This is a genomic window from Roseateles sp. 22389 (assembly GCF_052044995.1).
In the GTDB taxonomy this organism is placed as follows: Bacteria; Pseudomonadota; Gammaproteobacteria; order Burkholderiales; family Burkholderiaceae_C; genus Roseateles.
The window spans coordinates 116,072-124,548 of record NZ_JBQEOF010000018.1; the positions used below are offsets into that span (position 1 = coordinate 116,072).

The window sequence follows — 8,477 nt, forward strand, 5'->3', positions numbered from 1 at the left end:
GAAGGGCGGATCAGCTCTCCGCGAGCAGCTTCTCGATCGTGCCGTGCAGCGCGGCGAAGTCGGGCTCACCGACGAAGCGCTTGACGATCTCGCCACGCTTGTTGATCAGGAAGGTGGTGGGCGTGAGTTGCACCTTGCCGAAGCGGCGCGCGATCTCGCCGGTGCTGTCCATCGCGACGCCGAAGGGCAGCTGGCGGGTCTCGGCATAGTTCGCGACATAGGCCGGTGGGTCATAGCTCATGGCCACTGCCAGCGTGTCGAAACCCTTGTCCTTGTACTTCTGGTGCGTCGCGATGACGTTGGGCATTTCCTTGACGCAGGTCGTGCAGGACGTGGCCCAGAAGTTGACCAGCATCACCTTGCCGGACCAGGCCTGCGCGGACGCGTGCTTCGAACCGTCGAGCAGCACGTAATCCACCTGGGGGGCGGGTTCGGGCTTCAGGCCCTCATAGGCGAGGCCGGCGCCGACACCGACGGCGACAACCAACAACAGGAGTCCGGTCCAGCGAGGCAGCTTCATGGGGGGCGAGTGTATGCCGGTCGCCCGTGGCCCGTCACCCGGCAGGGGCTTGGGCGGGAGGGCGCCTCACAGCGCCTTGGACAGCTCGAAGAGCAGCACCGACGGCAGCGCGTCCTGCAGGTTCTGCCGCGAGATCCGCGCCATGTGGTCGGCCGTCGCGGTCGAGAGCTGCGTCTGCTGGTCGCCGTCCATCACCTCGACGAAGCTGAAGTTGGGCACCTCGCCGGTGATGTCGGCGCGCAGGCGATCGAAGTCCGCGTCGCGCAGCGACTGCTCGAAGGCGATGCCGTGCGGCAGGCCTTCCTCGCAGAACTGCAGGGCTTCGTCCATCGAGCCCACGGCGTCGATGATCAGGCCCATGTGGCGCACCGCGGCCTGGATCTCCTGCCGCAACTCGCGGCGCGGCGAGACGATCAGCAGGTGGCAGCCCGCCAGCGGCTTGGAGTTGTGCGACGGCGTCGGATCGTCGAGCTCGGGCCGGTCCGGCGGCGCGACCGGCGCGGGGCCGTGCTGCGCGCCGGGCTCGTCGCCGGCCAGGTGCGGGAACTCCAGCGTCAGCATCGTGATGCCGGCCTCGTCCTCGCGCAGCGGCAGGGCGCCGATCGTCAGCGCGGTCTGCTCGATCAGGCGCCAGGTCAGCGAGTTCAGCGATTCGGGCGGTTCATTGATCGCCGACGACGGCGCGCTGCCCAGGTCCAGCGAGCGGTGGGCGAAGCGGCACATCAGCCGCGCCCTGGCGGGCCAGGGCGTCAGGTCCAGCCGCATCTCCAGCGAGGAATGCGTGTTCGTGAGCGCCCAGTCCATCACCGCGTTCAGCAGCGAGAACAGCAGCGACGCGTCGGTCATCACCTCGATCGGCTGCAGCAGCTGGCGGATCTGGATGCCGCGCGCCTGGGTCTCGCGGCTGCGCTGCGCCAGCACGCCGCGCAGCACCTGCGTCAGCGACACCTGCTCGCGCGACAGCCGCAGCCGGCCCGACGCCAGCCGCGCCAGTTGCTGGCTGACCATCCCGGCCTCGCGGGCCTGCGCCACCGCGTCGCGCAGCGCCCGCAGGCCCTGGCGGTCGATCTGGCCGCTGCTGATCAAGGCGTGGATGCGCTCCAGGGCCCCGCTCAGCGGGCCGGCGATCTCGGCGCCGAGCTGCTGGACGATGTCGCCCCATTGGGAATCGCTGGGGCGCTGCACCATGTCATTGGCGGCCAGCGGCGCGGCCACGGTGGGGGGCGGGCGGGACATGCTCTCTCGTTCGGGTGGGCCGCCGGCGGCATGCCGGGGCGGGGAGGCGCCATGGTTCCGCGCGGTCCTGGGGGAGGCCATCCCGTGAGTCGGGGGCGACCGCCCCCCTGGGGGGATGCCGTGAAATGGCTCACGTTTCCCAGGGGGACGGGGGCGGATGGCGGACGATCCGTCAGCCCTGGGCCTGGCGGTCGGCCAGCATGAGCAGGCGTTCGATGAGCGCCTCGGGCGCCGAGATCATCACCTGGTGGCCGGTCGGGATCTCGAAGCGTTCCCAGCCGGGCTGACTGCGGGCGCGTTCGCGCGCGGCCGCGATGGTGAGCAGGGCCGGCCGGTTGCAGTCGATGAAGGTGCGCGGCCGCGCCAGCCAGGCCTCCTGGTCGAAGTCCAGCGGGCTGTCGTAGACGCCGCCCGGCTGCGGGCGCTGGCAGCGCATCATCCAGTCGAAGTCCTCCGGCTTGAGCCCCATGCCGTGCGGCTCGGTCACCGGCAGGTGGCCGAACTTCGCGATCAGCTCGCGCCGCTGCGCCTGGGTCTCCGGCGTGTGGCGGCTGGACCAGGACTCGCCCGGCTCCGGCACCACCGCGTCCAGGTAGACCAGCCGCGCGATGCGGGTCGGCAACTGGTCGGCCACGCCGGTGATCACCATGCCGCTGTAGCTGTGGCCGACCAGCAGCACCTCGCTCAGTTCCTCGCACTCGATGACGGCCTTGACGTCGTCGATGTGGGTCTGCAGGCGGATGCCCTCGTGCGGCTGGTGCGCCCGCTCGCCGACGCCGCTCAGCGTCACCGGGAAGACGCGATGGCCGGCCGCCCGCAGCGGCGCCAGCACCCGCCTCCACGCCCAGGCGCCCAGCCACGCGCCGTGCACCAGGACGATGTCCACGCCCCGCGCTCGATCCGCGCCGTCTCGATCGGTGCTGCTCATGCGATGACTCCTTCCTCGCGCCAGGCGGCGATGGCCTCGGGGCCGTGGCCGAGCTCGGCCAGGACCTCGTCGGTGTGTTGTCCCAGCAGCGGCGGGGGCAATCGGTAGGCCACCGGCGTGCCGGACAGCTTCATCGGGCTGGCGACGACGCGCAGCGCGTCGCTCAGCGGATGCGCCATCGGCACGACCATGCCGCGATGCCGCACCTGCGGATCCTCGAAAACCTCGGCCAGGTCGTTGATCGCGCCCCCGGGCACCTTGGCCGCTTCCATCGCATCGAGCCAGTGCTGGCGTGGGCGCGCGGCGATGCGCTCGGCCAGCAGCGGGACCAGCGCCTCGCGGTGCCGCACCCGCTGGGCGTTGGTCGCGTAACGCGGATCGCGGGCCAGCTCGGGCACGCCGAGCAGTTCGCAGAACTTGACGAACTGGCCGTCGTTGCCGACGGCGACGATCAGGTGGCCGTCGCTGGCCTGGAAGACCTGGTACGGCACGATGTTCTGGTGGGCATTGCCCATGCGGCGCGGCGCCTGGCCGGTGCTCAGGTAGTTCGCGCCCAGGTTGGCCAGCATCGCCACCTGCGTGTCCAGCAGCGCCATGTCGACGACCTGGCCCTCGCCGGTCGCGTCGCGGTGGCGCAGCGCGGCCAGGATCGCGACCGTCGCATACATGCCGGTGAACAGGTCGGCCACCGCCACGCCGACCTTCTGCGGTCCGCCGCCGGGCAGCGCGTCGGCCTCGCCGGTGACGCTCATCAGACCGCCCAGGCCCTGGACCGCGTAGTCGTAGCCGGCGCGGTCCCGGTAGGGGCCGGTCTGGCCGAAGCCGGTGACCGAGCAGAACACCAGCCGCGGATTGAGCGCGAGCAGCGCCGGCGCATCCAGGCCGTAGCGGGTCAGGTCGCCGACCTTGTAGTTCTCGACCACCACGTCCGCGCGCAGGGCCAGCTCGCGGATCAGCGCCTGGCCCTTGGGACTGGCGATGTCGACGCCGATCGAGCGCTTGTTGCGGTTCGCGCCCAGGTAGTACGCCGCCTCGGCGGTGTCCTGGCCGTCGCGGTCCTTCAGATAGGGTGGCCCCCATCCGCGGGTGTCGTCCCCGCCGGGATGGCCGCCTCTGGGGGGGCGTTCGACCTTGATGACGTCGGCGCCGAGGTCCGCCAGGGTCTGCGTGCACCAGGGTCCGGCCAGCACGCGGGAAAGATCCAGAACGCGCACGCCCTGCAGGGCCATGGCGGAGGGACGGGGGGAGTTCGCTTCGCTCATCGGGGCATTGTGGGGGATGCCGCCGGGGTCGCCCGCGAGGCAGGCGCCGGTCGCACGGCCGCCATAATCGCCCGATGCGACGACTGGCTCCGCTCGTTCCGATCCTGGCGCTGGTGCTGGCCGCCGGCTGCAGTCCCGCGCTGAACTGGCGCAAGGTCGATCCGGAAGGCGCGCAGGTCTCGCTGATGTTCCCTTGCAAGCCCGAACGCGAGGAGCGCACCCAGCCCGGACCCGCCGGCCAGCCGGTCGTCGTGCGCTCCATGAGCTGCAAGGCCCGCGGCGGGCAGTTCTCCTTCACCTGGACCGACCTGGGCGACGCGCGCGCGACCTCCGCGGCGATGCGCCGCATGCATGACGGCATCGCCCGGCAGATGGCCCCGGGCGCCTCGGCGCCTCTCGGCGTCCGCGGGATCGCCGTCGATCCGGAAGCGTTCCAGCAGGCCTTCGAGGCCCGGCCGGGCCAGCCGGCCCAGCAGGTGCGCCAGGCCGTGTTCTCCCGGGAGGGGCGCCTGTACCAGCTGCTGCTGCAGGGCGAGCGCCTGGACGCGGAAGCCTGGGACGTGTTCCTGGGGTCGGTGCAACTGCCCCTTTGAGGGACCACCAAGGCGTCCTCCCCCGGATTGAGGATTTGTGCGGGCCCCGCCCGCGCCATGCTGCGCCGCACGATAATGCGCCCCATGTCCGGCCTGCTGCTGATCGCCCATGCTCCGCTGGCCACCGCGCTCAAGCAGGTGGCCGAGCACACGTTCCCGCACTGCGCGCTGCAGCTCAGCGTGCTGGACGTGACGCCGGAGATGAGCGCCGACGATGTCGAGTCGCTGGCGCGGGCGCTGATCAGCGCCTCCGGACATCTGCAGACCCTGGTGCTGACCGACGTCTATGGCGCCACACCGACGAATGCCGCGCTGCGCCTGCAGGGCGAGCAGGTCAAGGTGCTGACCGGCGTCAACGTGCCGATGTTGTGGCGCTCGCTGTGCTACGCCGGCGAAGGACTGGATGCGCTGCTGCAGCGCGCCAGCCAGGGCGGTACCCAGGGGATCCTGTGCGACGCGACGGCGCCGTGCTCCACCCACTCCTCGTCCCAACCTTCCTGCTCATGATCAAGTCGACCCTCACCATCAGCAACAAGCTGGGCCTGCATGCCCGTGCCTCGGCGAAGCTGACCAAACTGGCGGGGGGATTCAAGGCGGAGGTGTTCATGACCCGCAACGGCCGGCGCGTGAACGCCAAGAGCATCATGGGCGTGATGATGCTGGCCGCCGGGATCGGCGCCGAAGTGGAACTCGAGACCACGGGCGAGGACGAGCAGGCCGCGCACGAGGCGATCACCGCACTGGTCAACGACAAGTTCGGCGAAGGCCAGTAAGACGACCGCGCCACGAGAAAGGGCTGCCGAGGCAGCCCTTCTCTTTTTTGCATGGACGGGCGTCGTCAAAGACCGCCGAGGAAGTGCTTGCGGTAGCGCGCCGGCAGGTCCGCGATGCGCATGATCATCGGCAGGTCGGCGGTGTTGAAGTCCGGATCCCAGGCGGGACGGCCCAGGATGCGCGCACCGACGCGCAGGTAACCCTTGATCAGCGGCGGCGGCTCGACGACCAGGTCCTGGCGCAGGTCGTCGACCGGCAGCGGCAGGCGGGGGCGTACCTGCCACGCGATGTCGGCCAGATGGCTGCCTTCGAGCTGGCGCCACAGGCTGGCCGCGTAGTGGCCGCCGTCGCGCATGCTGATGGAGGCGCAGCCGATCATCGTGTCCAGGTCGTTGCGGACCATGAACTCGGCCAGCGCGCCCCACAGCGCCATGATGGCGCCGCCATGGCGGTGGTCCGGATGCACGCAGGAGCGGCCCAGTTCGACCATGCGGGGGCGCAGCGAGCGCAGTCGGGTCAGGTCGAACTCCGTCTCGCTGTACAGGCCGCCGGCGCGGCGGGCCGCCTCCGGCGTCAGCACCCGGTAAGTGCCGATCACCTCGGCCGGTTGGCCGTGCTCGTCGAGCGTGCGCACGAGCAGGTGCTCGCAGAAGGGATCGAAGAGGTCGATGTCGTGACCGGCGGGCGCCCCGGCGGGCACGCTCAGCCGCGCGCCCATTTCGTCGACGAAAACCTGGTACCTCAGGCGCTGGGCCTGCCGGACCTCGTCCTCCGTGCGCGCCCAACCCACATGGAAGCGAGCGCGCGCAGCGTCGACAACGACGTCTTGGGAGCTGGCTGGAAGTGACCTCCGGGGCGCCTCGGCGGGGCGCAGATCGGAGAAGGGCAGGGTGGGCAGCGGCAGATCCCTCATGGCAAAGCCTCGCTGAAGTGATGCCGGGATGCTGAGCGGCGGCGGTGACGCGTCGGTGACCCTCAAGTGAACGAACCATGACAGTCGTGCCGTCGTCACGCTCGCCCGCACGGACGATTGACGCCGGGCTCACAGGGGTTTTCGCAAGTTCACCTGCGGCTCAAGAGGGCTTCGACACCCGCTGCTAAAGTCGGCGCATGAGTTTCCAGGTCTTCGGCATTCCCGTTTCCCGCGGCGTGGCGATCGGCCGAGCCGTGCTGGTCGCGTCCAGCCGCGTCGACGTCGCCCACTACTTCATTGGCGCCGCCGACGCGGAGCAGGAATATGCCCGGCTGGTCCGCGGCCGCGACGCGGTGACGCGCGAGCTGCAGGCCCTCAAGGCCGAGCTGCCGGAGGACGCGCCGCATGAGCTTGACGCGCTGCTGGATGTCCACCTGCTGCTGCTGAACGACGAGGCGCTCGTTGATGCCGCCCGCGACTGGATCGTCGACCGCCACTACAACGCCGAGTGGGCGCTGTCGGCGCAACTCGAGGTGCTGGCGCGCCAGTTCGACGAAATGGAGGACGACTACCTGCGCGAGCGCAAGGCCGACCTGGAACAGGTGGTCGAGCGCGTGCTGGCTGCGCTCGCCGCCGAGCAGGACGAGTCGCCCAGTGGCGCCTCGGCCGTGGTCGCGCGCGACTTCGCCGGCGAGGATCCCTTGCTGCTGGTGGCCGCCGACATCGCGCCGGCCGACATGATCCAGTTCAAGCGCAGCGTCTTCCAGGGCTTCATCACCGACATCGGGGGGAAGACCTCTCACACCGCCATCGTGGCCCGCAGCATGGCCATTCCCGCCGTGGTGGGAACGCGCGAGGCGTCGCGGCTAATCCGCCAGGACGATTGGGTGATCATCGACGGCGATGCCGGGACGGTCATCGTCAATCCCTCCCCCATCGTGCTGGAGGAGTACCGGTTCAGGCAGCGCCAGGCGGAACTCGAGAACGCGCGGCTGGCCCGGTTGCGCCACACGCCGGCGATCACGATGGACGGGCAGCGCATCGAGCTTCACGCCAACATCGAATTGCCGGGCGACACCGTGGCGGCGCTGGCCTCGGGCGCGACCGGCGTCGGCCTGTTCCGCAGCGAGTTCCTGTTCATGAACCGCGAGGGCGACCTGCCCAGCGAGGAAGAGCAGTTCGCTGCCTACAAGAGTGCCGTCGAGGCGATGGCCGGCCTGCCGGTGACGATCCGCACGGTGGACATCGGCGCGGACAAGCCCCTGGATCGGATGTCGGTCAATGAACTCCGCCACGAGCATGTGCTCAACCCGGCGATGGGCCTGCGAGCGATCCGCTGGAGCCTGGCGGAGCCGAGCATGTTCCGTCAGCAATTGCGGGCCATCTATCGGGCAAGCGCGTTCGGCAAGGTGAAGCTGCTGGTGCCGATGGTGGCCCACCTGGGGGAGATCCGTCAGATCCAGGAAACCATCAAGCGGGTCAAGGGCCAACTGGACGAGACCGGCCAGGCGTACGGCGAGGTGCAACTTGGCGTCATGGTGGAGGTGCCGGCGGCGGCCATCATGCTGCCGCAGTTGCTCAGGCATGTGGACTTCGTGTCCATCGGGACCAACGACCTGATCCAGTACACGCTGGCCATCGATCGCGCCGACGAGGCGGTCGCGCATCTGTATGACCCCTGGCATCCCGCGGTCCTTCATCTGCTGGCCAATGCCATCGCCCAGGCTCGGGCGGCCGGCAAGGAAGTCAGCGTGTGCGGCGAGATGGCGGGGGACTCGGCCTTCACCGACCTGCTGTTGGCCATGGGGCTGACCTGCTTCTCGATGCACCCGTCCCAGATCCCGTCGGTCAAACAGCGGATCCTCCGGGCGGACGTGCCGCGTCTGTCAGCGGCGCTGCCGCGGATCCTGGAAAGCGATGAGCCCGCGAAGGCGGCGCTGGAAGCGCTGGCGCCGCAGTCACGGCTGCATTGACGCAGGACGACCGGCGCTCCCTATATAGGAGGGCCCGTCAAACACGCGCCATGACGATCAGATGACGAGAGAGTTGCGCGAGCGAAGAAACTCGTGCTAGACTCTCGGTCTTCGCTGCTCACGACAACGTTTTGAGCGGCGGCCTCGGAGGATATGCCGAGGTAGTCAAATGATTGGACTGGGTTTCCCAGTTTTCATTTGGCGGCGAGATTCTCGCGGTCGACGCTGAAAATAATTTCGCAGACTGCTTGACGGATTCAAAAAGAATCGTTCATAAT

At 69.6% G+C, this 8,477-nt stretch carries 9 protein-coding genes; 4 read left to right on the forward strand and 5 right to left on the reverse strand.

From position 1 onward, the window contains the following. Nucleotides 1–10: 10 nt before the first annotated feature. The 4 genes from ACTJKJ_RS21420 to ACTJKJ_RS21435 all read right to left on the reverse strand — a co-directional run bounded on the left by ACTJKJ_RS21420 (nt 11) and on the right by ACTJKJ_RS21435 (nt 3,946). Nucleotides 11–520, reverse strand: coding sequence for a TlpA family protein disulfide reductase (locus tag ACTJKJ_RS21420; RefSeq protein ID WP_440821899.1), 510 nt, complete (start codon nt 518–520; stop codon nt 11–13). 66 nt (nt 521–586) lie between these two features. After that, complete coding sequence (locus ACTJKJ_RS21425; protein WP_440821901.1) at nt 587–1,756, reverse strand: hypothetical protein; 1,170 nt, start codon at nt 1,754–1,756, stop codon at nt 587–589. Nucleotides 1,757–1,928: 172 nt separating this feature from the next. Next, nucleotides 1,929–2,684 (reverse strand): alpha/beta fold hydrolase, encoded by a 756-nt coding sequence (locus ACTJKJ_RS21430; protein WP_440821903.1) that lies wholly within the window; start codon nt 2,682–2,684, stop codon nt 1,929–1,931. Beyond that, nucleotides 2,681–3,946: a CaiB/BaiF CoA transferase family protein gene (locus tag ACTJKJ_RS21435; RefSeq protein ID WP_343604508.1), complete on the reverse strand. Its 1,266-nt coding sequence runs from the start codon at nt 3,944–3,946 to the stop codon at nt 2,681–2,683. The genes ACTJKJ_RS21430 and ACTJKJ_RS21435 overlap by 4 nt, the downstream gene beginning before the upstream one ends. Before the next feature lie 74 nt (nt 3,947–4,020). On the opposite strand from ACTJKJ_RS21435, the gene ACTJKJ_RS21440 reads away from it, so the two are divergent. The 3 genes from ACTJKJ_RS21440 to ACTJKJ_RS21450 all read left to right on the forward strand — a co-directional run bounded on the left by ACTJKJ_RS21440 (nt 4,021) and on the right by ACTJKJ_RS21450 (nt 5,312). After that, nucleotides 4,021–4,539 carry a hypothetical protein gene (locus tag ACTJKJ_RS21440; protein WP_440821905.1) on the forward strand — a complete coding sequence of 173 codons (519 nt, stop codon included), beginning with the start codon at nt 4,021–4,023 and terminating at the stop codon, nt 4,537–4,539. Between the two features lie 84 nt (nt 4,540–4,623). Next, a complete protein-coding gene (locus tag ACTJKJ_RS21445; RefSeq protein ID WP_254783511.1) occupies nt 4,624–5,046 on the forward strand; it encodes a PTS sugar transporter subunit IIA in 423 nt (140 codons plus the stop codon). Beyond that, the gene (locus ACTJKJ_RS21450) at nt 5,043–5,312 is read left to right on the forward strand and encodes an HPr family phosphocarrier protein (protein ID WP_091731299.1); all 270 of its coding nucleotides are present in this window, start codon (nt 5,043–5,045) and stop codon (nt 5,310–5,312) included. Before ACTJKJ_RS21445 ends, ACTJKJ_RS21450 begins: the two co-directional genes overlap by 4 nt. Nucleotides 5,313–5,377: 65 nt before the next feature. Here the strand turns inward: ACTJKJ_RS21450 and ACTJKJ_RS21455 are convergent, their stop codons facing one another. Then, on the reverse strand, nt 5,378–6,226 hold the full coding sequence (locus ACTJKJ_RS21455) for a GNAT family N-acetyltransferase (protein ID WP_147240369.1): 849 nt from the start codon (nt 6,224–6,226) through the stop codon (nt 5,378–5,380). A gap of 197 nt (nt 6,227–6,423) precedes the next feature. Here ACTJKJ_RS21455 and ptsP point away from each other — a divergent pair, with 197 nt between their 5' ends. Continuing rightward, nucleotides 6,424–8,199: a phosphoenolpyruvate--protein phosphotransferase gene (gene ptsP / locus ACTJKJ_RS21460; RefSeq protein WP_297390274.1), complete on the forward strand. Its 1,776-nt coding sequence runs from the start codon at nt 6,424–6,426 to the stop codon at nt 8,197–8,199. Nucleotides 8,200–8,477: the final 278 nt, after the last annotated feature.